Source organism: Pseudolabrys sp., from assembly GCF_035943735.1.
In the GTDB taxonomy this organism is placed as follows: Bacteria; Pseudomonadota; Alphaproteobacteria; order Rhizobiales; family Xanthobacteraceae; genus Pseudolabrys.
In genome coordinates this window covers 144,568-167,973 of sequence record NZ_DASZBV010000017.1, presented here as the reverse complement: position 1 = coordinate 167,973, position 23,406 = coordinate 144,568, and the positions used below count along the sequence as shown (strand labels likewise).

Annotated in this window: 24 protein-coding genes; 11 read left to right on the top strand and 13 right to left on the bottom strand. The window is 67.1% G+C overall.

Features of this window, described 5'->3' with window-relative positions; all coding sequences use genetic code 11:
* The first annotated feature begins 84 nt into the window (after nt 1-84).
* From VGV41_RS11920 to VGV41_RS11870, 11 genes are all read left to right on the top strand, one after another.
* Nucleotides 85-1,956, top strand: a complete 1,872-nt coding sequence (locus tag VGV41_RS11920; RefSeq protein ID WP_326864053.1) for a methylmalonyl-CoA mutase subunit beta — start codon at nt 85-87, stop codon at nt 1,954-1,956.
* Nucleotides 1,953-4,115 carry a methylmalonyl-CoA mutase gene (gene scpA / locus VGV41_RS11915; protein ID WP_326864052.1) on the top strand — a complete coding sequence of 721 codons (2,163 nt, stop codon included), beginning with the start codon at nt 1,953-1,955 and terminating at the stop codon, nt 4,113-4,115. The genes VGV41_RS11920 and scpA overlap by 4 nt, the downstream gene beginning before the upstream one ends.
* A gap of 32 nt (nt 4,116-4,147) precedes the next feature.
* On the top strand, nt 4,148-4,462 hold the full coding sequence (locus VGV41_RS11910; RefSeq protein WP_326864051.1) for a nucleotidyltransferase family protein: 315 nt from the start codon (nt 4,148-4,150) through the stop codon (nt 4,460-4,462).
* Nucleotides 4,462-4,827, top strand: coding sequence for a DUF86 domain-containing protein (locus tag VGV41_RS11905; RefSeq protein ID WP_326864050.1), 366 nt, complete (start codon nt 4,462-4,464; stop codon nt 4,825-4,827). The genes VGV41_RS11910 and VGV41_RS11905 overlap by 1 nt, the downstream gene beginning before the upstream one ends.
* Nucleotides 4,828-4,833: 6 nt before the next feature.
* Nucleotides 4,834-5,835: a methylmalonyl Co-A mutase-associated GTPase MeaB gene (gene meaB, locus VGV41_RS11900; RefSeq protein WP_326864049.1), complete on the top strand. Its 1,002-nt coding sequence runs from the start codon at nt 4,834-4,836 to the stop codon at nt 5,833-5,835.
* 4 nt (nt 5,836-5,839) lie between these two features.
* Nucleotides 5,840-6,463, top strand: a complete 624-nt coding sequence (locus VGV41_RS11895) for a pyroglutamyl-peptidase I (RefSeq protein ID WP_326864048.1) — start codon at nt 5,840-5,842, stop codon at nt 6,461-6,463.
* 24 nt (nt 6,464-6,487) lie between these two features.
* Nucleotides 6,488-7,822: a TIGR03808 family TAT-translocated repetitive protein gene (locus VGV41_RS11890; RefSeq protein ID WP_326864047.1), complete on the top strand. Its 1,335-nt coding sequence runs from the start codon at nt 6,488-6,490 to the stop codon at nt 7,820-7,822.
* A gap of 225 nt (nt 7,823-8,047) precedes the next feature.
* Nucleotides 8,048-8,827, top strand: a complete 780-nt coding sequence (locus VGV41_RS11885) for a DUF3750 domain-containing protein (RefSeq protein ID WP_326864046.1) — start codon at nt 8,048-8,050, stop codon at nt 8,825-8,827.
* Nucleotides 8,828-8,892: 65 nt separating this feature from the next.
* Nucleotides 8,893-9,864 (top strand): arsenosugar biosynthesis radical SAM (seleno)protein ArsS, encoded by a 972-nt coding sequence (arsS, locus tag VGV41_RS11880; protein ID WP_326864045.1) that lies wholly within the window; start codon nt 8,893-8,895, stop codon nt 9,862-9,864.
* Nucleotides 9,861-10,541, top strand: a complete 681-nt coding sequence (locus tag VGV41_RS11875; protein WP_326864044.1) for a TIGR04283 family arsenosugar biosynthesis glycosyltransferase — start codon at nt 9,861-9,863, stop codon at nt 10,539-10,541. The genes arsS and VGV41_RS11875 overlap by 4 nt, the downstream gene beginning before the upstream one ends.
* Complete coding sequence (locus tag VGV41_RS11870) at nt 10,528-11,121, top strand: TIGR04282 family arsenosugar biosynthesis glycosyltransferase (RefSeq protein WP_326864043.1); 594 nt, start codon at nt 10,528-10,530, stop codon at nt 11,119-11,121. Before VGV41_RS11875 ends, VGV41_RS11870 begins: the two co-directional genes overlap by 14 nt.
* Nucleotides 11,122-11,156: 35 nt before the next feature.
* Here VGV41_RS11870 and VGV41_RS11865 read toward each other — a convergent pair whose 3' ends face one another.
* The 13 genes from VGV41_RS11865 to VGV41_RS11805 form a co-directional block, all read right to left on the bottom strand.
* Entirely contained in the window at nt 11,157-11,555 is a 399-nt protein-coding gene (locus tag VGV41_RS11865; protein WP_326864042.1) for a hypothetical protein, read from the bottom strand.
* 272 nt (nt 11,556-11,827) lie between these two features.
* The gene (locus VGV41_RS11860) at nt 11,828-12,610 is read right to left on the bottom strand and encodes a class I SAM-dependent methyltransferase (RefSeq protein ID WP_326864041.1); all 783 of its coding nucleotides are present in this window, start codon (nt 12,608-12,610) and stop codon (nt 11,828-11,830) included.
* Nucleotides 12,611-12,831: 221 nt separating this feature from the next.
* Nucleotides 12,832-13,929 carry an NADH:flavin oxidoreductase/NADH oxidase gene (locus VGV41_RS11855; RefSeq protein ID WP_326864040.1) on the bottom strand — a complete coding sequence of 366 codons (1,098 nt, stop codon included), beginning with the start codon at nt 13,927-13,929 and terminating at the stop codon, nt 12,832-12,834.
* A gap of 34 nt (nt 13,930-13,963) precedes the next feature.
* Nucleotides 13,964-14,233, bottom strand: a complete 270-nt coding sequence (locus VGV41_RS11850) for a cytochrome c (RefSeq protein WP_326864110.1) — start codon at nt 14,231-14,233, stop codon at nt 13,964-13,966.
* Nucleotides 14,234-14,283: 50 nt separating this feature from the next.
* Complete coding sequence (locus VGV41_RS11845) at nt 14,284-14,529, bottom strand: hypothetical protein (protein ID WP_326864114.1); 246 nt, start codon at nt 14,527-14,529, stop codon at nt 14,284-14,286.
* Nucleotides 14,530-14,713: 184 nt separating this feature from the next.
* A complete protein-coding gene (locus VGV41_RS11840; protein ID WP_326864039.1) occupies nt 14,714-16,327 on the bottom strand; it encodes a hypothetical protein in 1,614 nt (537 codons plus the stop codon).
* Between the two features lie 227 nt (nt 16,328-16,554).
* Nucleotides 16,555-17,520: a branched-chain amino acid ABC transporter permease gene (locus VGV41_RS11835; RefSeq protein ID WP_326864038.1), complete on the bottom strand. Its 966-nt coding sequence runs from the start codon at nt 17,518-17,520 to the stop codon at nt 16,555-16,557.
* Nucleotides 17,520-18,407, bottom strand: a complete 888-nt coding sequence (locus VGV41_RS11830; RefSeq protein ID WP_326864037.1) for a branched-chain amino acid ABC transporter permease — start codon at nt 18,405-18,407, stop codon at nt 17,520-17,522. The genes VGV41_RS11835 and VGV41_RS11830 overlap by 1 nt, the downstream gene beginning before the upstream one ends.
* 156 nt (nt 18,408-18,563) lie before the next feature.
* Nucleotides 18,564-19,781, bottom strand: a complete 1,218-nt coding sequence (locus tag VGV41_RS11825; RefSeq protein WP_326864036.1) for an ABC transporter substrate-binding protein — start codon at nt 19,779-19,781, stop codon at nt 18,564-18,566.
* 43 nt (nt 19,782-19,824) lie between these two features.
* On the bottom strand, nt 19,825-20,541 hold the full coding sequence (locus VGV41_RS11820; protein ID WP_326864035.1) for an ABC transporter ATP-binding protein: 717 nt from the start codon (nt 20,539-20,541) through the stop codon (nt 19,825-19,827).
* Nucleotides 20,534-21,289, bottom strand: coding sequence for an ABC transporter ATP-binding protein (locus VGV41_RS11815; protein WP_326864034.1), 756 nt, complete (start codon nt 21,287-21,289; stop codon nt 20,534-20,536). Before VGV41_RS11815 ends, VGV41_RS11820 begins: the two co-directional genes overlap by 8 nt.
* Before the next feature lie 120 nt (nt 21,290-21,409).
* Entirely contained in the window at nt 21,410-21,859 is a 450-nt protein-coding gene (locus VGV41_RS11810) for a carboxymuconolactone decarboxylase family protein (RefSeq protein ID WP_326864033.1), read from the bottom strand.
* Between the two features lie 144 nt (nt 21,860-22,003).
* Nucleotides 22,004-23,020 carry a VOC family protein gene (locus VGV41_RS11805; protein ID WP_326864032.1) on the bottom strand — a complete coding sequence of 339 codons (1,017 nt, stop codon included), beginning with the start codon at nt 23,018-23,020 and terminating at the stop codon, nt 22,004-22,006.
* Nucleotides 23,021-23,406 lie beyond the last annotated feature (386 nt).

Below are 23,406 nucleotides of genomic sequence, written 5' to 3'. Positions count from 1 at the left end.
GGACCAGCCGCCCCGGCCCGGCGTGTTCCAGTCTCCGGAACACCCCGCATTGGCGCTGCCCGGCATCCGTGGCATTTTGCCGGAATGTCCGATCCCGCAGTGCACCAAGACCTCCCCCTCGCCGCCGAATTCCCGGCCACCGACCGTGCCGAGTGGCGCCGCCTTGTCGAGAAGGCGTTGAAGGACCGGCCTTTCGAGAAGCTCGTCTCCCGCACCTACGATGGAATTGCGGTCGAGCCGCTCTACGGGCGCGCCGCCGGCGTCGCTCCGGTCGCGGGCCGCGCGCCGGGCCTGCCCTGGCGGATCATGCAGCGCGTCGATCATCCCGATCCGGCCGCCGCCAATGCCGAGGCGCTGCAGGATCTGGCAAACGGCGCCGATGCACTCGCCCTCGTCCTTGCCGGCGCACCGTCCGCGCACGGTTTCGGGGTCAAGGCCGACAACACCGCCGCACTCGCCGGCGCGCTCGACGGCGTCATGCTCGACCTGATCGCGCTGCGCGTCGAGACGGCGCCCTTCGCCGGGCGGCCGATAGCCGAACTTGTCACGGGCCTCGTCGCCGCGCGCAAGCTCGACCCGGCGCGCCTGACCATCGACTTCGGCCTCGATCCGTTGGGCGACATGGCGCGCACGGGACGAGCGCCCCTGCCGTGGCCGGACTTATCGCAACGCGCCGGCGAGACCGCCAAAGGCCTCGCCGACAAGGGCTACGCCAAGGCACGCTTCCTGCGCGCGGACGGCCGCGCCGTGCACGAAGCCGGCGGCTCGGAGGCGCAGGAACTCGCCTTCGTGGTCGCCACCGGCATCGCCTATCTGCGCCTGCTGGAAGTGGCCGGCTTTGCGCTCGACGACGCGCGCAAGCGTATGACCTTCATGCTCGCTGCCGACGCCGACGAGTTCCTAACTGTGGCCAAATTCCGCGCCGTGCGGAAACTGTGGGCGAGGGTCGAGGAAGCGTGCGGCCTGACACCGCATCCGGCCTACGTCGCGGCCGAAACCGCCTGGCGCATGATGAGCGCGCCCGACCCTTACGTGAACATGCTGCGCACCACCATCGCGGTCACCGCTGCCGGTGTCGGCGGCGCCGACAGCATCACCGTCCTGCCGTTCACCGCCGCGCTCGGCCTGCCCGACCGCTTCGCGCGCCGCGTTGCGCGCAACCAGCAGCTCATCCTCCTCGAAGAATCAAATCTCTACCGCGTCGCCGATCCGGCGGCCGGCTCCGGCGGCATCGAGGCGCTGACCTCGGAATTGACAAAGGCGGCCTGGGCATTGGTGCAGGATATCGAACGCACCGGCGGCGTTGCCGCGGCGCTCGAACAAGGCTTGATCCAGAAGACGGTCGCCACCACGCGCGCGGCGCGGCAGGCGGCGGTCGCCAAACGGCGTGACGCGCTCACCGGCGTCAGCGACTATCCCGGTTTGAGCGAAAGGCCGGTAAAGGTGCTCAACATTGCGCGCGTAGCGCCGGCGCAACAGGCCACCCAATTCGAACCGCTGCCGTCGCTGCGGCTCGCCGAACCGTTCGAGCGCTTGCGCGACAGGTCCGACACGATCCTCAAAAAGACCGGCGCGAGGCCGAAGGTGTTCCTTGCCAATCTCGGCAAGGCGTCGGACTTCACCGCCCGCGCCACCTTCGCCAAAAACTTTTACGAGGCCGGCGGGATCGAGACCGTCGGCAACGACGGTTTCAAGAACCGCGACGACATGATCGCCGCGTTCAAGGCGTCGGGCGCGCGCCTCGCCTGCCTGTGCTCGAGCGACAAGGTCTATGCGGCGGACGCCGCCGACGCAGCGACGGCGCTGACCGAGGCCGGCGCCGTCGTGCATCTCGCCGGCCGTCCGGGCGAGCACGAGGCGGCCTGGAACGCCGCCGGGGTGAAGGCCTATATCTACGTGGGCTGCGACGTTCTCGCGACGCTCACCGCCGCCCATGCTATCGTGAGTAAGCCATGAGCCGCATTCCGAACTTCGCCACGGTCGACTTTACCGACGCGCGCGTGAGTGCTGACGCGCAAGCGCACGCCTGGCTGACGCCCGAGGGCATCCCGGTGCAGCCGGTCTACGGCGAGAGCGACGTCGCCGGGCTCGATTTCCTCGACACTTATCCCGGCAAGCCGCCGTACCTGCGCGGCCCCTACCCGGCGATGTATGCGGCGCAGCCGTGGACCATCCGTCAATACGCCGGATTCTCCACCGCGGAGGATTCCAACGCCTTCTACCGGCGCAATCTCGCCGCCGGTCAGAAGGGCCTGTCGATCGCCTTCGATCTCGCCACGCACCGCGGCTACGACTCGGATCATCCGCGCGTCGCCGGCGACGTCGGCATGGCCGGCGTGGCGATCGACTCGATCTACGACATGCGCACGCTGTTTTCCGGCATCCCGCTCGACCAGATGAGCGTGTCGATGACCATGAACGGCGCGGTGCTGCCGGTGCTCGCGCTCTACATCGTCGCTGCGGAAGAACAGGGCGTGCCGCACGCCAAGCTGTCCGGCACGATCCAGAACGACATCCTCAAAGAATTCATGGTGCGGAACACCTACATCTATCCGCCCGGACCGTCGCTCCGCATCATCTCCGACATTTTCGCCTACACCTCCGCGGAGATGCCGAAGTTCAATTCGATCTCCGTCTCCGGCTATCACATGCAGGAGGCCGGCGCGACGCAGGACCTCGAGCTTGCCTATACGCTGGCCGACGGCGTCGAATACGTGCGCGCCGGAATGAAGGCCGGCCTCACCGTCGACCAGTTCGCGCCGCGCATCTCGTTCTTCTGGGCGATCGGCATGAACTACTTCATGGAGATCGCCAAGCTTCGCGCCGCGCGCATGTTGTGGGCGAAGCTGTTGAAGCCGTTCAAGCCGGACGACGCGCGCGCGCTGTCGTTGCGCACGCATTCGCAGACCTCCGGCTGGTCGCTCGCCGCGCAGGACGTGTTCAACAACGTCGCACGGACCATGATCGAGGCCATGGCGGCCACGCAAGGGCACACCCAGTCGCTGCACACCAACTCGCTCGACGAGGCGCTGGCGTTGCCGACCGACTTCTCCGCCCGCATCGCCCGCAACACGCAGATCGTGTTGCAGCAGGAAAGCGGCACCACCCGCATCGTCGATCCATGGGGCGGCTCGTACTACGTCGAGCGGCTCACTTACGAACTGGCGAAAAAGGCCTGGGGCCACATCGAGGAAGTCGAAGGCCTCGGCGGCATGACCAAGGCAATCGAGGCCGGCATTCCGAAGCTGCGCATCGAGGAGGCCGCCGCCAAGACGCAGGCGCGCATCGATAGCGGGCATCAGTCGGTGATCGGCGTCAACAAATACCCGCCGACAGAGCACGAGCACATCGACGTGCTCAAGGTCGACAACGCCGCGGTGCGCGCGAACCAGCTCGAGAAGCTGGCGCGGCTGAAGGCCGAGCGCGATCCGTCCGCGCTGCAGCAGGCGCTCGACGCGCTCACGCGCGCCGCCACCGGCAACGGCAATCTCTTGGAGCTCGCCATCGAGGCGGCGCGCGCGAAAGCAACGGTCGGCGAAATCTCGATGGCGCTGGAGAAGGTGTTCGGGCGCCATCGTGCGGAGATCAAGGCGATCACCGGCGTCTACAAGCGGGAGGTCGGCAAAGGAGGCAAAATGACCGGCGCGGTCGAACGGGTGAAGACGCTGATCGAGGCTTTCGAGGCCGCCGAAGGCCGCCGCCCGCGCCTGCTGGTCGCCAAGATCGGCCAGGACGGCCACGATCGCGGCCAGAAGGTGATCGCGTCCGCGTTCGCCGATCTCGGCTTCGACGTCGACATCGGGCCGTTGTTCGCGACGCCGGCGGAAGCCGCGCGCCAGGCGGTCGAGAACGACGTGCACGTGCTCGGCGTCTCGTCGCTGGCCGCCGCGCATCTGACTTTGGTGCCGGAGCTGAAGAAGGAACTGGCGAGTCAGGGCCGCGACGACATCATGATCGTGGTCGGCGGCGTGGTGCCGCCGCAGGACTACGACGCGCTCATGAAGTCCGGCGCCGAGGCGATCTTCCCGCCCGGCACGGTGATCTCGGAGGCGGCGGAAAAACTCCTGAAGACGCTGCACCACCGGCTTGGCCATGACCAAAGGGCGGCGGAGTGATTTCTGGCTTCGTTTAGAATACGATAGATCGTATGACCACCGCTGCTGATCTTGACCGGGACGAAATTCTCAATCACCTGCGCGGCCTTGAGCCGGCGCTGCGGGAGCGCGGTGTTACGAGTCTGGCCATATTCGGGTCCCGCTCTCGTGGCGACTATCGCGCAAACAGCGACCTCGACGTTTTAGTCACTGTGAAAAAAGACATTAAATTTTCGCTGATCGACCTCGTTGGACTTTCTCACATCATTAGCGACGAGATCGGAATTCCAGCCAATATGTTTATGAAGCGCAGTCTCGATCCGACGATGGCTGCAACGATCCAGCCCGACATTGTCGAGGTCTTCTAATGGTCGATCGCGTTTACTGGCGCCTGACGGATATGCGAGGCGCAATTGACCAAATCCGCTCCTTGCTCGATGGCCATCAGATCTCTGTCTTGACGTCGAGCCCACCCACACGGGCTGCCTTTGAACGGTTTCTGGAAATATTAAGCGAAGCGTCCCGCCACATTCCAGCAGACTGGAAAGAGCAATTTACTCAAATACCTTGGAGGCAGGTTGCGGATTTGGGAAATTTTCTGCGGCACGCCTATCACAAGACCGATATCGAGATTCTCTGGTCAATTTACGAGAACGATCTAGAGCCTTTGGAATCGGCGATCGAAAAGTTGATGGCACTATGCCAAGGCGATAAATCTGATTCCGAACAATAGTGTCGGATGTCTCATTCTCCCAAGCCAAACTCATATGGCGAACTCGTGAAATACGCCGCCGGCATCCGCGCCGGCGACCGCGCCAGCCTCGCGCGCGCCATCACCCTGATCGAGAGCAAGCGCGCCGACCACCGTGCCGACGCGCACCGGCTGGTGCAGGAGCTGTTGCCGGCGACCGGCAAGGCGGTGCGGCTCGGCATCACCGGCGCGCCCGGCGCCGGCAAGTCCACGACCATCGACGCGCTCGGCACCTATCTCACGGCGCGCGACCACAAGGTCGCGGTGCTGGCGGTCGATCCCTCGTCGTCGCGCACGGGCGGCTCGATCCTCGGCGACAAGACGCGCATGGCGCGGCTCGCTGTCGATCCGCACGCCTTCATCCGCCCCTCGCCCGCCTCCGGCACGCTCGGCGGCGTCGCCGCCAAGACGCGCGAGACCATGCTGCTGTGCGAGGCGGCCGGCTACGACGTCGTCATCGTCGAGACGGTCGGCGTCGGCCAGTCGGAGACGGCGGTCGCCGACATGACAGATTTCTTCCTGTTGTTGATGGTCGCCGGCGCCGGCGACGAATTGCAGGGGCTGAAGAAGGGCGTGGTCGAGATCGCCGACATGATCGCCGTCAACAAGGCCGACGGCGACAATGTCGAGCGCGCGAAGCTGGCCGCCGCCGATTTCCGCGGCGCTTTGAATATCCTCACGCCGGCGTCGGCAAGCTGGTCGCCACCGGTCATCACCTATTCGGCGCTCACCGGCAACGGCGTCCCGGAGTTATGGGCGCAGGTGCTGCAACACAAAGACAAGCTCGGCGCGACCGGCGAACTTGCCGAACGCCGCCGCGCGCAGCAGGTCAAATGGATGTGGACCATGCTCGAGGAGCGGCTCACGGCGCGCCTGCGCAGCGATCCGGCGGTGCGCGCGAAGTTGAAAGCAGCGGAGGCCGCCGTCGCCGCCGGCACGCTCGCGCCGACGCTCGCGGTCGAGGAGATCGCGGGATTGTTGGGAATCTAATTCTGTGCCGACCATCCTCATCACCGGCTTCGGCCCGTTCCCCGGCGCGCCGGTCAACCCGACGACGCCGCTGGTTCAGCGTCTGGCGCGCCTGCGCCGTCCCGGCCTGGGCGATGTACGCCTGATCGGCCACGTCTTCACCACCAGCTATGCCGCGGTCGACCGCGACTTGCCGGCGCTGATCGCGCGGCACAAACCCGACGCGCTGCTGATGTTCGGCGTGGCGACGCGCGAGAAACGCATCCGCATCGAGACGCGCGCACGCAACGCGCTCGCGCTCCTGCCGGACGAAACCGGCGCCTCGCTGCGCCGGCACGCGATCCTTCCGGTCGGCCCGGCCGCGCGGCCCATGCCGATGCCGGCGGCGCATCTGCTCGCGGCGGCAAAAGGCGCCCGCGTCTCCTCCTACCTGTCGCGCGACGCCGGCCGCTACCTCTGCAATTACATCTGCTGGCGCGGCGCCGAGGCGGTGGCCGCGGAAGGCCTGCGGCTGGCCGCCTTTGTGCACCTGCCGCCGCTCAACCGCACACCGCGGCGCAGGGGCGAACGCCGGCGGCTGAATGCCGCCGATCTCGCCCGCGCCGGCGAGGCCATCCTGATGGCGGTCGCCGCGGCAGCACGGCGTTAACCTCGCGGCGGCACAATGCCGCCTATGCCGCTCGACCGCCGCGCTCTGCTCACCGGTTCCGCCGTCGCCGCGCTTGTGCCGGCGGCTACCGCTGCCGCCCCGCCTGTGCACGGCGTCGACGCGGTGCAGTTCGGCGTCCGCCCCGGCGCGCCCGACGACCAGACGGCACGGCTGCAGCGCGCCATCGACGAGGCGGCGCGCGCCCGTCGCCCCCTGACGCTGGCCGCCGGCCAATACCGCGCCGGTGGCCTGCGCCTGCCAAATGGCGCACAAATGTTCGGCGTGCGCGGCGCGACGCATCTGACGCTGACGCACGGCCAGTCGCTCATGTCCGCCGACGGTGGCGAGGACATCACGCTGTCCGGCCTCGTCATCGACGGCGCGAACCTGCCGCTGCCGCCGAACCGCGGCCTCGTGCATCTGGCGCAGGTGAAGCGCCTGCGCATCGCCGACTGCGCGATCGCCAATGCCGGCGGCAACGCGCTCGCGCTCGAAAGCTGCGACGGCATCGTCGAGAGCAACACGCTCGCCAACGCCGCCAACAATTCGCTCTTCTGCAACGACAGCCGCGGCCTCGTCATCCGCGGCAACACCTTGCGTGGCGCCGGCAACGGCGGCATCCGCATCTGGCAGAGCGCCAAGCGCCATGACGGCAGCATCGTCGCCGACAACACCATCGAGGATATCGGCGCGCGCGCCGGCGGCACCGGCCAGAACGGCAACGGCGTCAACGTCTTCCGCGCGGCGAGCGTCATCGTGCGCAACAACGTCATGCGCCGCTGCGCCTTCTCCGCCGTGCGCGGCAACGCCGCCTTCGGGCTGCAGATCCTTGGCAACACCTGCGGCGCCATCGGCGAGGTCGCGCTCTACGCCGAGTTCGATTTCGAGGGTGCCGTCATCTCGGCGAACACGGTCGACGGCGCGGCGCTCGGCGTCGTCTGCACCAATTTCAACGACGGCGGCCGTCTCGCGGTCGTGCAGGGCAATCTCATCCGCCGCCTGACCCCGCGGCGGCCGCAGGGCGGGCCCGATGCCGCCGGCGTCGGCATCGCGGTGGAAGCCGACGCGGCGATCACCGGCAACGTCATCGAGGATGCGCCGTCGATGGGCATCAGCGTCGGCGCCGGCAAGTACATGCGCGACGTCAGCGTCACCGGCAACGTCGTGCGCCGCGCCGGCCTCGGCATCGGCGTCTCGGTCGCGCCCGGCGCCGGCAGCGCGGTCGTCACCGGCAATCTCGTCGCCGAATGCCGCGGCGGCATCGTCGGCATGGAATGGGACAAGGTGGCGAGCGCCGACCTTGTCCGCGACGCAGCGCGCTATCCGCAGATCACCATCGCCAGCAACCGGGTGCGCTGAGGTTATCGAACCCGATGTGCCGCCGCGTATACGCTTCACCTCTCCCATAGGGAGAGGTCGGCGCACGCAGTGCGCCGGGTGAGGGGTTACAGCATTCGAGAGTCATGACCCCCCTCACCCCAACCCTCTCCCCAACGGGGAGAGGGAGCACGCCCTCAGCCTGGGAAGCACCGCCGTCCCTGCCCTGTTTCCGGCGAAAACAGCGCCTATGTTAGCGTCTCACCCATGACGCTCCCTCGCCCGCGTGCCCGCACCGTCCTGATGCTCCTCATCCTGCTCGTTTTCTTCGTGCCGATCCTCGCCCGCGCTGCGCTGTTCCTGGCCAGCGACGCGCCGCGCTCGTGGCGCGACGCCGACTGGTCGAGCGCCGGCCTGCTGCCGCGCGCCACGCAGGACGAGCGGGCACGGCTGATCATCTTCACCGGCACCGCCGGCGCCTGGAAGGGCGTCTTCGCCGTGCACAGCTGGGTGGTGTTCAAGCGCGCCGGCGACACGCGCTGGACCCGCTACGACGTGGTCGGCTGGGGCGCGCCGGTGCGCACCAACAACTGGCCGGTCGACGGCCGCTGGTACGGCGCGACGCCGAAGGCCATCGCCGACGTCTCCGGCGCGGAAGCCGAGCGGCTCATCCCGCGCGTCGAGGGTGCCGTCACCGCGTACAAGTTCGCGCAGGCCGGCGACTATCGCGTCTGGCCAGGGCCGAACAGCAACTCCTTCACCGCCGCTGTGCTGCGCGCGGTGCCGGAACTCGGCGTGGCGCTGCCGCCGAACGCGGTCGGCCGCGACTGGCGCGCCGGCCTCTACGCCGGCCTGACCGACAGTCGCACCGGCGTCGAGCTCAACGCCGGCGGGCTGGTGTCGCTGAAGATCGGCTGGGTCGAGGGCATCGAAATCAACCTGCTCGGCCTCGTCGCCGGGCTCGACCTGCGCCATCCGGCCGTGAAGCTGCCCGGCTACGGCCGCGTCGGCCTGCCCGCGCCGGTGCAGACCGCGCTGGCGCGCTAAGGCCGCACACGGTTTCGGCGCTCGCGCGGCCATGGCACAATGGCGGCGCCCGCGAGGACGCCACCATGCGCGACACGCTGCCGCTGCTCGAAGCGATCCCCTTCCCCGCGCTCGCGCGCGGCCGCCTCGATACGCTGCAGGTCAATGTCGGCTATCGCTGCAACCAGTCCTGTGTGCACTGCCACGTCAATGCCGGGCCGAACCGCACCGAGGAGATGAGCGGCGAGATCGCCGATCTCGTGCTCGCCGTGCTCGCCCGCCGCAGCATTCCGACGCTCGACATCACCGGCGGCGCGCCCGAGCTCAATCCGCATTTCCGCCGGCTGGTGCGCGGCGCGCGCGACCTCGGCGTCAAGGTGATGGACCGCTGTAATCTCACCATTCTGTCCGAGCCCGGCCAGGAGGACCTCGCGGACTTCCTCGCCACCGAGGGTGTCGAGATCGTCGCCTCGATGCCCTGCTATCTCGCCGACAATGTCGAGCGCCAGCGCGGCAAGGAGGTGTTCGATCGCTCGATCGACGGCCTCAAGCGCCTCAACGCGCTTGGCTGCGGCCGCGATCCCGCGCTCGCGCTCAACCTCGTCTACAATCCGCAGGGACCGTCGCTGCCGCCGGCGCAACACGCGCTCGAGGCCGATTACAGGCGCATCCTCGGAGGTGAGCACGGCATCGTGTTCAACAATTTGTTCGTGCTCGCCAACATGCCGATCCAGCGCTTCGGCTCGATGCTGGTGAGCAAAGGCGAGTTCGAAGGCTATCTGCAATTGCTGCAGGACGCGCATCTCGACGCCAATCTCGGCGGCGTCATGTGCCGCAATCTCGTCTCGGTCGACTGGCGCGGGTTTCTCTACGACTGCGACTTCAACCAGATGCTCGATCTGCCGCTGACCCGCGGCGCAAAGGAGCGCGTCCACCTCTCCGATCTGCTTGACGACACCATCGACGGCAATCCGATCCGCGTCGCCGGGCACTGTTTCGGCTGCACCGCTGGCCAGGGATCGAGCTGCGGCGGCGCGCTCAAGGAAGCGGCCGAATGACCCTGTCGATCGTCATGCCCGCGCTCAACGAGGCAGCCCACATCGCCGCGGCGCTCGAAGCGCTGGCGCCGCTCCGCAGGCGCGGCGCCGAGGTGATCGTCGTCGACGGCGGTTCGCGCGACGGCACGGCGGCGCTTGCCGCGCCCCTCGCCGACCGCGTGCTGGCCGCCCCGCGCGGCCGCGCCGCGCAGATGAATGTGGGCGCCGCGGCGGCGCGCGGCGACGTGCTCCTGTTCCTGCACGCCGACACGCGCCTGCCCGACAATGCCGACATCCTGATCCGCGAGGCGCTGGCGCGATCGCCGCGCGTCTGGGGCCGCTTCGACGTGCGCTTCGCCGGCAACGCGTTGCCGGTCGTCGCAGCCATGATGAACCTGCGCTCGCGGGTGACCGGCATCGCCACCGGCGACCAGGCGATGTTCGTCACGCGCGAGGCCTTCGGCCGCGCCGGCGGCTTCCCCGACATCGCGCTCATGGAGGACGTGACGCTCTCGGCGCGGCTGAAGCGCCTGTCGCGCCCGCTCTGCCTCGCCGCGCGCGTCACCACCTCGCCGCGCCGCTGGCAGGCGCACGGCATCGTGCGCACGGTGCTGCTGATGTGGCGGCTGCGGCTCGCCTTCTTCCTCGGCGCCGACCCGCAGCGACTGGCGCGCGCCTACGGCTATGCCGCCGACTGACATCGCCATCCTCGCCAAGGCGCCGGTCCCCGGCTTTGCCAAGACGCGGCTGATACCGGCGATCGGCGCGCACGCCGCCGCCGTGCTGCAGGAGCGGCTGACCGAGCGCGCGGTCGCCACCGCGCGCGACGCCACCATTGGCGACGTGACGGTGTGGTGCGCGCCGGATACCAGGCACCGCAGCTTTCGCGATCTCGACGTCACGTTGCGCCCGCAGCCCGAGGGCGATCTCGGCGCGCGCATGCTGGCGGCGTTCGGCGCGCGGCCGACGCTCGTCATCGGCACCGACTGTCCCGCGCTCACGGCGGCGCATCTGCGCGACGCGGCAGACGCGCTCGCAACGCACGACGTGGTCCTGATCGCGGCCGAGGACGGCGGCTATGTGCTGATCGGCGCGCGCGCCCCGCATCCCGAACTCTTCGTCGAGATGACCTGGAGCGTGCCGTCCGTGCTCGCCGAGACGCGCGCGCGCATCGCCGCGCTCGGCCTCACCTCACGCGAACTGCCGCCGCTGTGGGACGTCGACACCGAGGACGACCTCGCGCGCATGGAGCGCGAATTTCCGGAGCTGGCGCTGTAGCGGTTCCCGCTCAAGCACCGCCCGATCACTGCATGTCAGCGGTGGTGTCCGCTGGACTGGTTCATGCCGCCGCCCTTCCCGCCAACCGGCCCGATCGTCGAAACCGGCTTCAAGCCGGAGCCGTTGTCGATCGGTTTCTTTGTCACGGTCGTCGATTTGACGCCGACCTGATTGATGCCGGTACGGATCGAGCCGGGGCGGCCTTTGATGAAGTTCACGAGCTTGCAGCTCTTTTTCGTGCAATCATAGTCGGTGCACATTTTCGACGTGCAAATCGTGCAGCCGCTGTGGCCGCCGCCTGATTGGATGCCGCCACCGCACATCCCCTCGACCACCGCGCGTGTCGTTCGTTTGACCTCAAGAGCGCCTGCGTGTTGAGAGGTCACAGCCAAAAGCATGGCGGAGCCGAGAACCAGGCTGAAGAGCTTCATCATTGTCGCCTCCAGAGTGATGCCCTCCCCCCGGAGGGATGCTACTGAAATTTCGACGGTCGTCAATTTGGCATAAAAAGAGCGGGTGCGATCATCAAGGTCCTACAGCCGCCAGTCGTCGCACCGACACACGCGCTCATCGCCGCGCGCGGCCCCGCGTCAAACCGAACCGCCGCGTAGGCGATCGACGCGCCGAGGATATCAAGGAACGAGACGAACCGAATGCGCAGGACAGATGATCGCCGCTACCAGCCCCACTCGGACAGGCGCGAACGCTAAGCCCGGGACAACAGGAACCGCCATTCGTTTTTGAATTCGTAGGACCCATCGCCTTTGCGAGATGGACGAACGGCGTCGCTTACGCCCTTGCGCACAGCGTCCTCGCCAGAGTTGCGGATGGCGCGCTCGGCTACACCCGAGGCCAATAGCCCTCGCACGGTCGTTGCCTCGTCGGGGAAGCGCATCGTCGTGATCACGCTCGCGATAGCCCCGGGCGTCAGGCCGGCTTTGCCGACCAAAGCTTCAAGCGCGCCGGGCGCCGACAGGGCAAAGGGCCCTGGCGCGCCGGGCGGCGGCGGCGGGAGCAACTTGCCGACTGCGGCAAGATAGGGCGCGAGTTCACATTGGTCTGCGGCGCCCCAGACCGCGACAACGACATATCCGTTTGGTTTGGTTACGCGCTTGGCCTCCGACAGCGCGTGCACCGGATCGGTCGCGTATTGAAAAGAGTTGAAACCGGTGGTGACGTCGAAGCTGTTGTCGGCGAATGGCAATTCTTCGCACTCACCGAGGCGGATGTCGCCGCCAGGGCAACGGCGCCTGGCGATTTCCACAAGTCCCGCCGCGGCGTCGAGCCCGGTAACCTTCGCACCCCGTGCCTGCGCCATTTTGAGCGCCAGACCAGCGCCACAGCCGACATCGAGCACTGCAGAGCCAGTGGCAGCCTTGGCCGCATTGAGCGCGGCGTCGTAGAGCGGCCCGAACGAAACCTCCTGCAGATCAGCCCATTCGCGGGCGCGGGCGCCCCAGAGCTCGCCTTGTGTCTGTGCAGACCCCATGGCACCAAACCCCCAAATGCGATGTTACGGACCGTGTGAGAACCTACGTCATATCGACGCCACCTGAAATGGCGGAGATGTCGTCTCCTTGCCCAACCCGAACCGGCGGTGACGCCCCCTCGCCCGCCGCGCCTTCGTGGACGCACGGGCGGGTCGACACTCCCAGCACGGGGAAGGTGAAGCCGGGCATGCGGCCCGGCCTCAAGACTAAAGAGGCGCCCCTACCCCTTCGCCGCCGGCGCCCACAGCTTCGGGCCGGCGCGCAGATATTGGCGCGGCCGCGCCACCTCGGCGCCGAGCGCCTTGGCGGCATGCCAGCCCCAATGCGGATCGTCGAGGAAGCCGCGGCCGAGCGCGACCATGTCGGCCTCGCCCTTTGAGACCACCGCCTCCGCCTGCTCCGGCGTGACGATGAGCCCGACCGCGCGCGCGGCGATGCCCGCCTCGCGCTTCACCCGCGCCGCGATGGCGACGTTGTAGCCGGGCTCCGACGGGTTGCGGATGTCGAGCGCGACGCCGCCCGACGACACGCAGAGGAAGTCGAAGCCTTCCGCCTTCAACGCCTTCGCGATGTTGACCGCGTCGTCCGGCGTCAGCCCGTCCTCGCGCCAGTCGCTGCCGGTGATGCGCGCACCGAGCGGCACCTCCTTCGGCACCGCGGCGCGCACCGCCCTGGCGACCGACAGCGGAAAGCGCATGCGGTTCTCGAACGAGCCGCCGTACTGGTCGGTGCGCTTGTTCGACAAAGGCGACATGAAGCCGTGCGCGAGATAGCCGTGCGCCATGTGCAGCTCGATGGCGTCGAAGCCGATGCGCACCGCGCGCCTGGCGGAATTGACGAAGGCGTCGCGCACGCGGTCCATGTCGGCTTCGGTCGCCTCGCGCGGCGTGTGCCAGCCCTCGCCGAACGGCAGCGCCGAGGCGGCGATGGTCGGCCACGGATCCTCGCTGTCCTTCAGCGCGCCGCCGCCTTCCCACGGTTTTTGCGCCGAGCCCTTGCGGCCGGAATGCGCGAGCTGGATGCCGAACCTGGCATGGCCGGCGCGGCGCGCCTGATAGACCACGCGCGCCAGCGCCGCCTCGTTGTCGTCGGAATAAAGCCCGAGGCAGCCGTGCGTGATGCGGCCGTGCCGCTCGACATGCGTCGCCTCGACCACCACCAGACCGGCGCCGGAGTTGGCCAGCATGCCGAGATGCATCAGGTGCCAGTCGGTGGCGGAGCCGTCGTCGGCCGAATACTGGCACATCGGCGAGACGGCGATGCGGTTCGCGAGCTCGAGGCCGGCAAGCCGGATCGGCGAGAAAAGAGCACTGGTCATGGGGAATCCCGGAAGGCGCGCCGCCGGGCGGCGGTCAGCGCTGCTGGATGGACTTCAGATAGGCGATGATGGCACCGACCTGGTCGGCGTCAAACTGGAATTCCGGCATATCGGGATGGCCGGAGAGGATGCCCTCGCCCAACGCCTCCTCGAGCGATTCCACCGGATAGCGCTGGCCGAGCACGCGAAACGGCGGCGCCTCCTTGCTCGGGCTTGCGCCGCTGCGGCCGACGGCATGGCAGCGGGCGCAGTTCTTCTGCAACAGCTCTTCGCCGAGCTTGAGGTCGCCGTCGTCCGCCTGCAGCGGCCACGACCAGGCGATGAGCGGAACGATGGCGGCGAGCGCGGCCAGCCTCAGGCGGCGGCGCGCAGCAGGCTTCTGCGTGGCTTCTCCGGAATGTGCTGCGCCACCCGCCGCAGCACTTTCACCACCTTGATCGCGTCGAGCATACGCACCGCGAACTGGTCCTGCGTCGGGAAGTACAGGCTCCAGCGGCCACTGCGATAAAGCTCTTCGTAATAAACGAGCCGACGCTCCGCCAGGTCCAGCCATTTGCGGTTGACCCTCTCCAGTCGCAGCGCGTTCGTGCCTGCCGGCATACGTGATCCGTCGCGAGCGCCGGGCAAGACGCGTCGATCACTGAGGGATCGGCGGACGCCGGCAATGCACTCCAGACGCCACCACAAATTCGGACTGATTTTTCTGTGTAGAACGATTCGCGCGCATTGCAAAGCGGCAGCCGACCGCAAAGCGGTCCGCGCGCCCACCGGCAAGGTGCTGGATTCAGTGCTGAATCGCGTTCTCGGCCGGCTTGTTGATTCGGTAAAGCTGGAAGTTGGTGCCGTCCTGAACCAAGGTCATGTGCTTGGGATCGGGGTTGTCGGCGTCCGTGTCGGTGAACAAAAGATACAGATAATCATAGTGTTGCGACCAGTCGTCCCAGTAATGCGGACCGTTGGGCGCAGGCTTGTCGGCGGCCAGCAGCAGCCGCGCGGTGCTCGGCGGCGTGCCATCCTCGGTATCCACAATCGAACGATAGGCAGGGCGGACGTGCATGATCTGCTTGCCCTTGACCGTGAAGGCGGTCGTCACCAGCGCCGAGCGCTCGATGATCGCCTGGCAGGCCAAGTGCACGAGAGCATAGTCGTCGACCGTGTCGCCGGCGTCGGCCTTGGCATAGGCGACCAGCACCCGCGAGCCGGGCTTGACGCGCTTGATTGAGGCGCGGAATTCGCTGGTCGAGGTGGAGAGACTCGCCCAGGCGGTGTCGACCTCGATCACCCGCACCAGCAGCAAGGCCACCAGCACGGTGAGGAAGCCGCGGCGCACCAGCCGATGCCGCAGGTCCATGTCGATGCAGGCGATCAGGATGAACACGAAGGCGATCGGCAGCCGCTGGTCGCCCATATAGGTGGCGAACAGCACGCGCGGCATCGCCAGATAGACAGCGGCGCTGACCGCCAGCATCACCCAGAACAGCGGGTGCACGCGCATCAGGCGATGGCGGATCGCCCATACCGCGCCGGCGATGAAGGTCGCGAGCAGCGCCAGCGCGACGATGTCGGAGTAGCACTGGATGATGTAGATGAGCCCGTCGATCTTGCCGAGGCGCTCCCAGTAATACTGGCCGGCCAGTCCCATGGTCGGGCTCATGAGCAGCAGCGGGACCGTCGGCAGGAACGGGACGCCGGTGGCGCAGAAATCGACGAGCCGCATCGGCAGCGCCTCGCGGCGGCGCAACCACAGGCGGTGCGCTTCGATCGCCAGCAGGCCGACGCCGTAAACGCCGAGCGCCGACAGGTGGCAGAAATAGAGCGCGATGACGAACACGGCCGAGACGCCGAGGCGCAGCGACCAGTGACGCTCGCGCAGCGCGACCCAGGCCGCCAGCGCCCACAGCGCCAGCCCGATGCCGAAGATGAAGTTGGTCAGCCCCACCAGGAAGACGTGGTTGAAGAGCAGCGGCGCCGCGATCAGCGGGAACGCCGACCAGCGGCCGAACAGCGCGCGGTTGAGCGCCAGCCCGCCCGACAGCATCAGCGCCAGCATCGACAGGAGAAAGATCTGGCCGGCAAGATAGACGCTCATGAAGCGCGCCAGCATCGGCACCACGATGTCCATCATCAGGTTGGGCACCGGCGCCCAATCGATCTCGTAGAAGCGCGCGAGATTGGGATCGTGCGCGATGTCCGCGATCACGTGCATGCGCGCGAGGTGATTGACGTAGTCGGACAGCGGCGGGACCGGGTTCGTCCAGATCGGGATCGAGACGACCAGCAGCAGGAGCGCGGTCAGCACGGCGATGTGGGCACCGCTGAAGGCCCCGATACGCCGGCGCGGCAGGGCCATCTTCGGCAGGGCCATGGTCGACGTCAGGCTGGGATCATGGACGTTCATCGCGCACCGCGTTTGGCACCAGGTTCCCGGCCTGGCGCCGGGTGAAGCGGCCACCCTACTGATCGAACCTGACTTTGCGATGAACGGACGGTGCCCAAGGCAGCCGCGGACGGGCTTTCATCGAGGAAAATCGGTATTTTAAGGGAGTCTTATGCATCCGCCGCCCGTTCGGCGCGCGGAATCGTCGATTCATGATGAACCGCCGCCTGCCCGGGACGGCCGGCCGCCTAGAGCCTGATGCGCAGCCGGTGGGCGATCTCGCCGACGATCCCGCGGCGGAACAGGAGCACGCAGACCACGAAAATCACGCCCTGGATGACCAGCACCCACTGCCCCATGAAGGCGAGCTTGTACTGCATCGCCAGGATGACGAAGGCGCCGACGATCGGTCCGTAGACGGTGCCGAGCCCGCCCACCAGGGTCATCAGCACGACCTCGCCCGACATCGGCCAGTAGACGTCGGTCAGCGAGGCGATCTGCACCACCAGCGCCTTGGTGGCGCCGGCGAGCCCGGCGAGCGTCGCCGACAGCACGAAGGCCATTAGCTTGTAGCGGTCGATCTTGTAGCCAAGCGAGGTGGCGCGCAGGTCGTTCTCGCGGATCGCCTTGAGCACCTCGCCGAACGGCGAATGGATGATGCGTCGGATGAACAGAAATCCGGCGATGAAGATGACGAAGACGAAGACGTACATCTCCGTCGTATTGGACAGGTCGAAAATTCCGAACAGGTGCCCGCGCGGCACCGACTGGATACCGTCCTCCCCGCCGGTGAACTTCGCCCGCAGCGCGACGAAGTACATCATCTGCGCCAGCGCCAAGGTGATCATGGCGAAATAGATGCCTTGGCTGCGGATCGCCAGCGTCCCGGCGATCAGCCCGCACAGCGCCGCCGTCCCCGTGCCGACAAGGATCGACAATTCAGGCGACAGGCCCCAGTCCTTCGCGGCATGCGCGGCCATGTAGCTCGCCCAGCCGAAATAGAGGGCATGGCCGAAGGACAGCAGGCCGACGTAGCCGATGAGCAGATTGAACGCGAGCGCGAACAGCGCGAAGCACATGCACTCCATCAGGAACAGCGGATAGGTGAAGAACGGCGCGACGATCAGCGCGACGATCAGCACGACGAAGGCGATGGTCTGGCTCTGCGCGGCGAGCGGCGAGCGCTTGGCGAGCGGGCCGGCGGCGTGATCCATCATATTCTCCGCCCGAACAGGCCCGCCGGCCGCACCAGCAGCACGATCGCCATCACGACAAAGATCACCGTGTTCGACGCCTCCGGATAGAACACCTTGGTCAGCCCTTCGACGACGCCGAGGCCGAAGCCGGACAAGATGGAGCCAAGGATCGAGCCCATGCCGCCGATCACCACCACGGCGAAGACGACGATGATCAGTTCGGAGCCCATGTTCGGCGAGACGTTGTAGATCGGCGCCGCCATCACGCCGGCGAAGGCGGCGAGCGCGACGCCGAAGCCGTAGGTGAGCGTGATCATCCGCGGCACGTTGATGCCGAAGGCGCGCACCAAAGTCGGGTTCTCGGTCGCGGCGCGCAGATAAGCGCCGAGCCGCGTGCGCTCGATGGCGAACCACGTGCCAAAGCAAATGACCAGCGAGGCGGCGATCACCCAGGCGCGGTAGTTCGGCAGGAACATGAAGCCGAGATTGTGCCCGCCCTGCAGCGAGTCTGGCAGCGTATAGGGCACGCCGGCGGAGCCGAGATAGTTGCGGCCGATGCCTTCGAAGATCAGCGCCAGCCCGAAGGTGAGCAACAGGCCGTACAGATGATCGAGCCTGTACAGCCACTGCAGGAACAGCCGCTCGATGAGGATGCCGAACACGCCGACGATGAGCGGCGCGAGGATGAGCGCCGGCCAGTAACCGAGCCCGGCATAATTGAGCAGCAGATAAGCCGTCACCGCGCCGAGCATGTACTGGGCGCCATGGGCGAAATTGATGATGTTGAGCATGCCGAAGATCACGGCGAGGCCGAGACTCAGCAGCGCATAGAACGAGCCGTTGATCAGCCCGATCAGGAGCTGACCGAACAGCGCCATCGTGGGAACGCCGAAGATCGTCGTCATGGCTGGCTTTCTTCTCCCTCTCCCCGCTTGCGGGGAGAGGGTTGGGGTGAGGGGCATGTCGCGAGCTCAGACTCGTGGCAACGTCCCCTCACCCGACTTCCTCACTTCGTTCGGAAGTCGACCTCTCCCCGCACGCGGGGAGAGGTGACAAGAGCCTTACCCCTTCACCAGCGGGCAGCCGCCGTCCTTGAGCGGACGGAAGGCCTCATCGGCCGGGATCGTGGCCTTCAGCTTGTACAGGTCGCCGGGATACTTCGACTCTCCCGGCTTCTTGACCTCGAACAGATACGCCGGGTGCAGCGCGCGGCCGTCCTGACGCACCGTGCTCTTGCCGAAGAGCGGATCATCGAAGGTCATGGTCTTCATCTTGTCGACCACCGCCTTGCCGTCCTTGGCGCTGCCGACCGCGGCGACCGCCTGCAGATAAGCGAGCGTGCCGGAATAGACGCCGGCCATGTTCATGCTCGGAATCTTGCCCGCGGCATTGCGCAGCTTGTCCCAGCGCTTGGTCCAGGCGCGGCTGCCGTCATTGAGATCCCAGTACCAGGTCTCGGTGAAGGTCAGGCCCTGCGCGGTCTTCAGGCCGAGGGCGGCGACGTCCGGCGCGAACACGAGGAGGCCGGCAAATTTCTGTCCGCCCGCAGTGATGCCGAATTCGGCGCCCTGCTTGATGGAGTTGATGGTGTCGCCGCCGGCATTGGCGAGGCCGATGATCTTCGCCTTCGATTGCTGCGCTTGCAGCAGGAACGACGAGAAATCGCTGTTGTTGATCGGGACGGCGACCTGGCCGAGCACCTTGCCGCCGTTCTTCTCGACCACCGCCGCGGTGTCGCGCTCGAGCGCGTGACCGAAGGCATAGTCGGCGACGAGGAAGAACCAGGTGTCGCCGCCCGTCTTGACGATGGCCTTGCCGGTGCCGTTCGCCAGCATCCAGGTGTCGTAGGTCCAATGCACGGTGTTGGCCGTGCACTTCGACCCGGTGAGATCGGACGAGGCCGGACCGGAGGCGACGAACACCTTGTTCTTGGCCGCCGCCACCTGCGAGATGGCGAGCGCGACGCCGGAATTCGGCACGTCGGCGATCATGTCGACGTGGTCGACGTCGTACCACTGGTTGGCGATGTTGGTGCCGACGTCGGCCTTGTTCTGATGGTCGGCGCTGACCACCGACACCTTCACGTTCGGATGCTTCTTCATGAAGTCTTCCGCCGCCATCTTGGCGGCGATCACCGAGCCGATGCCGGTGTCGTCGGCATAGAGGCTCGCCATGTCGGTGAGCACGCCGACCTTGACGTCGATCTGTTTCTGCTGCGCGTAGGCCGTACCGCAGGCCAGGCTCGCAGCGAGCGCAACAAGTCCCAATGTCCGTTTCATCAGTTTCCTCCGTTTATGCGGCCTTGCGGCCATTGTTGTGCAGTCATACGCCCAGATAGTCGTGCAGTTTCTCCACGTTGGCATCGAGCTCGGCGTTGGCGAACTGGTCGATGATGCGTCCGTGCTCCATGACGTAGAATCGATCCGCCACCGTCGAGGCGAAGCGGAAATTCTGTTCGACGAGCAGAATGGTGAAGCCCTGCTCCTTCAGCTTGCCGATGGTGCGGCCGATTTGCTGGATGATCACGGGCGCGAGGCCTTCAGTCGGCTCGTCGAGCAGCAGGAGCCGCGCGCCGGTGCGCAGGATGCGGGCGATCGCCAGCATCTGCTGCTCGCCGCCGGAAAGCTTGGTGCCCTGGCTGGAGCCGAGCCGCTCCTTGAGGTTGGGGAACAGCGTGAAGATCTGCTCGAGCGAAAGGCCGCCCGGCCGCACCTGTGGCGGCAGCAGGAGGTTCTCCTCGACGCCGAGACTGGCGAAGATGCCGCGCTCCTCGGGGCAGAAGGCAATGCCGGCGCGCGCGATGCGGTCGGACGACAGGCCGATGAGCTCGCGCCCTTCGAAGCATACCGAGCCGGTGCGGTTTCTGACGATGCCCATGATCGACTTCAGCGTCGTCGTCTTGCCGGCGCCGTTGCGGCCGAGCAGCGTCACCACCTCGCCTTCGCGCACGTCGAAGGTGACACCGTGCAGGATGTGCGACTCGCCGTACCAGGCCTGCAGGTTCTCGACCGCGAGCAGCGGCGGCGCGCGCTCAAGCATGACCCACTCCCATGTAGGCCTCGCGCACCTCGGGGTTGTTCGACACCGTTGCGTAGTCGCCCTCGGCCAGCACGCGGCCGCGCGTCAGCACGGTGATGCGGTCGGAAAGGTCGGCGACCACCGAGAGATTGTGCTCCACCATCAGCACGGTGCGATCGGCGGCGACCTTGCGGATGAGCGCGGCGATGCGGGCGATGTCCTCATGGCCCATGCCGGCCATCGGCTCGTCGAGCAGCAGCATGTCCGGGTCGAGCGCCAAGGTCGTGGCGATCTCCAGCGCGCGCTTGCGCCCATAGGGCAGTTCCACCGCCATCCAGTCGGCGAATGGCGACAGGCCGACATCCTCGATCAATTCGAGCGCGCGCGCGTTGAATTCTTCGAGCACCGCCGCCGGGCGCCAGAAGTCGAACGAGGCGCCGCGCTTCCTCTGCAGCGCGATTCGCACATTCTCCAGCACGGTCATATGCGGAAATACTGCCGAGATCTGGAACGAGCGCGCCAGCCCGAGCCGCGCCACGTCGGCGGCGTCCAGCCCGGTAATGTCGTCGCCCCGGAACAGGATGCGGCCGCGCGTCGGCTGCAGGAACTTGGTGAGCAGATTGAAGCACGTCGTCTTGCCGGCGCCGTTGGGGCCGATCAGCGCGTGGATGGAGCCGCGCCGGACTTCGAGGCTGACGCCGCTGACTGCGACGAAGCCGGCGAACTCCTTCGTCAGATCCTCGGTCGCCAGGATGATGTCGCCTGCCATAAGGCCCTCTGTCGGGGCCATCATCCCGATCTTTTCGCCATCCGGCAAGCGCGACCAAAGGCTGCGCCGGCGGGCCCGGAGGGTTATGACCGCGACCGGAGGACGCGGGGCGGCGGCCCATCAGGCCGCCTGCGCCTCGGCCTCGCGCTTGGCGAGATTGGCGAGGATTTCCGCGCCCCGGTTGGCCGCCGGCAGGCCGCGGAACAGGAAGCAGAGGCTGATCACCGCCTGCATCTCCTCCCAGGAGGCGCCGGCGCGGCGGGCGGCGATGGCGTGCAATTGCGCCGCGTCGCTCATGTCCATCAAGAGCATGCCGAACAGCATCAGTTGCGCCGTCTTGGTGTCGAAGCACTTCGGATACATCGCATGCTCGCGCATCCGCTCCTGCATGTCGAGCAATTGCGGATCGAGCGCGCCGGTCACCGCCATGCGCGCCTCGATGCGCGGCGGCACGAAACCGATCAGCTCCTGGTAGATGGCGTTGCGCTCGTCGAGCGTCGCCTTCTTGTCGCTATAGGGACCGATGCGGGTGCGCACGGCCTTGGTGTCGATCCGGGGCGGCAGAGACATTGTTCATTCGCTCCTGTTGCTATGCCTGCAGCTATCCCCCACTCCGTTCATTCCCGCGAAAGCGGGAATCCAGCGCTGACGTGCCGCCGGAGAAGGCGCGTTGGGTCCCCGCTTTCGCGGGGACGAACGGATAGAGAGCCTCGTTCACGACAGCGACGCGATCGCCTCCTTGAGCACCTCCGGCAGCGGACCCTTCGTATCCGTCTGCACGTCAGGCGTGGCGTATTCGATGAAGCTGTCCGGCAGCGTCGCGCCCCAGTAGGTGCCGGTGCCCCTCTCCTTCTCGTCCCAGGTTACCGGCTCCCAGTCCGGCGCGGTGACGAGGAAGCTGCCGGAATAGATCTCGACGCGGTTGCCGCCCGGCTCGTAGCTGTAGAGATAGAACCCTTGAGAGTTGTTGTGCTTCGAGGGGCCGGCCTCGATGAAGATGCCGTTTTCGATGAGAATGTCGGCGGCGCGCAGCACGTCGTCGCGATTGTCGACCCACAGCGAGAAATGATGCAGGCGTCCGTGCGCGGCTTTGACGTCGACGACGTAAGCGAGCTGGTGATGGATCGCCGTCGGGCTCATCCACGAGCCGATCTCGGTCTTGCCGTCGTCGTAACGCACCTGCTCGCGCAGTTGGAAGCCGAGCAGGCCGGTGGCGAACTTGCGGTTCGCTTCCACATCCTTGGCGAGCAGCGCGAGGTGATCGACGCGGCGCACGCAGACGCCGCGGCCGGTGTATTTCTGCGGCAGGTTCTTCAGCGTCGAATGCAATTCCGGCGGCGCGACGAACTTCTGCTCCTCGTAATAGATTTCCATCACGTGCCCGTCCGGATCGCGGAAGCGATACGAGCGGCCGCGGCCGTAGTCCCCGTTACTCCAGCCGATGCCGAGACCCGCGTCTTCGATCGCCTTCGCCCGCCGCTCGAGCGCCTGCGGCGAGGCCGCGCGCCAGGAGATGCAGCCGACGCCATTGGTTTTCGCGCCGGTGAGTTTCAGGGTCGAGGTGGCGTAGTCGCCGTAACCGCGCAGGTAGACCGAGGCGCCGCTTTCGTGCACCGGCTCCATGCCGAGCAGGTCGCGGAAATACCAGAGGCTCTGCTCCGGCTTCGGCGTCAGCAGTTCGACGCTGCCGAGATGCGCGATGTCATGGATCGGTTCGGGCGCGGCGGCCATCGGCGTTTCCTTTGTTGCTTTCGCAACAATCTGCCGGAGCCGCGGCGACCGATCTTGATTTAGCGCAAAGACGCGGGCCGCAGAGCCTGTCGCGGATTGACAATTAATTTCCTAATCTACTTGACTATAATCCAGACCATCCCTACTCTGACGAATGGTCGGCATCGGTGCCCGCCGCTCTCATGAGGCGGCGGACGCCGCGGCCGACCCGGCGCGCCGACAATGCGCGCCGTGGCTGGTTTCGTCTCTCGCGGAGCCAGCAAATGGAGCGCCGGGAGGCGCAGCACCCCCGATCGCAAGGGGGTGGCGCGCCCGGGACGGGACTCATCTCCCCGTCTCGAACGGCGTGCGGATCGCCCGATCGCAAGGGCGGTCCATGAGGGGGG

What these genes read in the sequence shown, in the direction of transcription:
- VGV41_RS11835 (WP_326864038.1), bottom strand. Translation starts at nt 17,520, where the DNA reads ATGGATCACGCCGCCGGCCCGCTCGCCAAGCGCTCGCCGCTCGCCGCG.
- VGV41_RS11905 (WP_326864050.1), top strand. Translation starts at nt 4,462, where the DNA reads ATGGTCGATCGCGTTTACTGGCGCCTGACGGATATGCGAGGCGCAATT.
- VGV41_RS11830 (WP_326864037.1), bottom strand. Translation starts at nt 18,407, where the DNA reads ATGACGACGATCTTCGGCGTTCCCACGATGGCGCTGTTCGGTCAGCTC.
- VGV41_RS11870 (WP_326864043.1), top strand. Translation starts at nt 10,528, where the DNA reads ATGCCGCCGACTGACATCGCCATCCTCGCCAAGGCGCCGGTCCCCGGC.
- VGV41_RS11810 (WP_326864033.1), bottom strand. Translation starts at nt 21,859, where the DNA reads ATGTCTCTGCCGCCCCGGATCGACACCAAGGCCGTGCGCACCCGCATC.
- VGV41_RS11840 (WP_326864039.1), bottom strand. Translation starts at nt 16,327, where the DNA reads ATGAACGTCCATGATCCCAGCCTGACGTCGACCATGGCCCTGCCGAAG.
- VGV41_RS11845 (WP_326864114.1), bottom strand. Translation starts at nt 14,529, where the DNA reads ATGCCGGCAGGCACGAACGCGCTGCGACTGGAGAGGGTCAACCGCAAA.
- VGV41_RS11805 (WP_326864032.1), bottom strand. Translation starts at nt 23,020, where the DNA reads ATGGCCGCCGCGCCCGAACCGATCCATGACATCGCGCATCTCGGCAGC.
- VGV41_RS11855 (WP_326864040.1), bottom strand. Translation starts at nt 13,929, where the DNA reads ATGACCAGTGCTCTTTTCTCGCCGATCCGGCTTGCCGGCCTCGAGCTC.
- VGV41_RS11890 (WP_326864047.1), top strand. Translation starts at nt 6,488, where the DNA reads ATGCCGCTCGACCGCCGCGCTCTGCTCACCGGTTCCGCCGTCGCCGCG.
- scpA (WP_326864052.1), top strand. Translation starts at nt 1,953, where the DNA reads ATGAGCCGCATTCCGAACTTCGCCACGGTCGACTTTACCGACGCGCGC.
- VGV41_RS11920 (WP_326864053.1), top strand. Translation starts at nt 85, where the DNA reads ATGTCCGATCCCGCAGTGCACCAAGACCTCCCCCTCGCCGCCGAATTC.
- VGV41_RS11885 (WP_326864046.1), top strand. Translation starts at nt 8,048, where the DNA reads ATGACGCTCCCTCGCCCGCGTGCCCGCACCGTCCTGATGCTCCTCATC.
- VGV41_RS11820 (WP_326864035.1), bottom strand. Translation starts at nt 20,541, where the DNA reads ATGCTTGAGCGCGCGCCGCCGCTGCTCGCGGTCGAGAACCTGCAGGCC.
- arsS (WP_326864045.1), top strand. Translation starts at nt 8,893, where the DNA reads ATGCGCGACACGCTGCCGCTGCTCGAAGCGATCCCCTTCCCCGCGCTC.
- VGV41_RS11910 (WP_326864051.1), top strand. Translation starts at nt 4,148, where the DNA reads ATGACCACCGCTGCTGATCTTGACCGGGACGAAATTCTCAATCACCTG.
- VGV41_RS11860 (WP_326864041.1), bottom strand. Translation starts at nt 12,610, where the DNA reads ATGGGGTCTGCACAGACACAAGGCGAGCTCTGGGGCGCCCGCGCCCGC.
- VGV41_RS11825 (WP_326864036.1), bottom strand. Translation starts at nt 19,781, where the DNA reads ATGAAACGGACATTGGGACTTGTTGCGCTCGCTGCGAGCCTGGCCTGC.
- meaB (WP_326864049.1), top strand. Translation starts at nt 4,834, where the DNA reads ATGTCTCATTCTCCCAAGCCAAACTCATATGGCGAACTCGTGAAATAC.
- VGV41_RS11815 (WP_326864034.1), bottom strand. Translation starts at nt 21,289, where the DNA reads ATGGCAGGCGACATCATCCTGGCGACCGAGGATCTGACGAAGGAGTTC.
- VGV41_RS11865 (WP_326864042.1), bottom strand. Translation starts at nt 11,555, where the DNA reads ATGATGAAGCTCTTCAGCCTGGTTCTCGGCTCCGCCATGCTTTTGGCT.
- VGV41_RS11875 (WP_326864044.1), top strand. Translation starts at nt 9,861, where the DNA reads ATGACCCTGTCGATCGTCATGCCCGCGCTCAACGAGGCAGCCCACATC.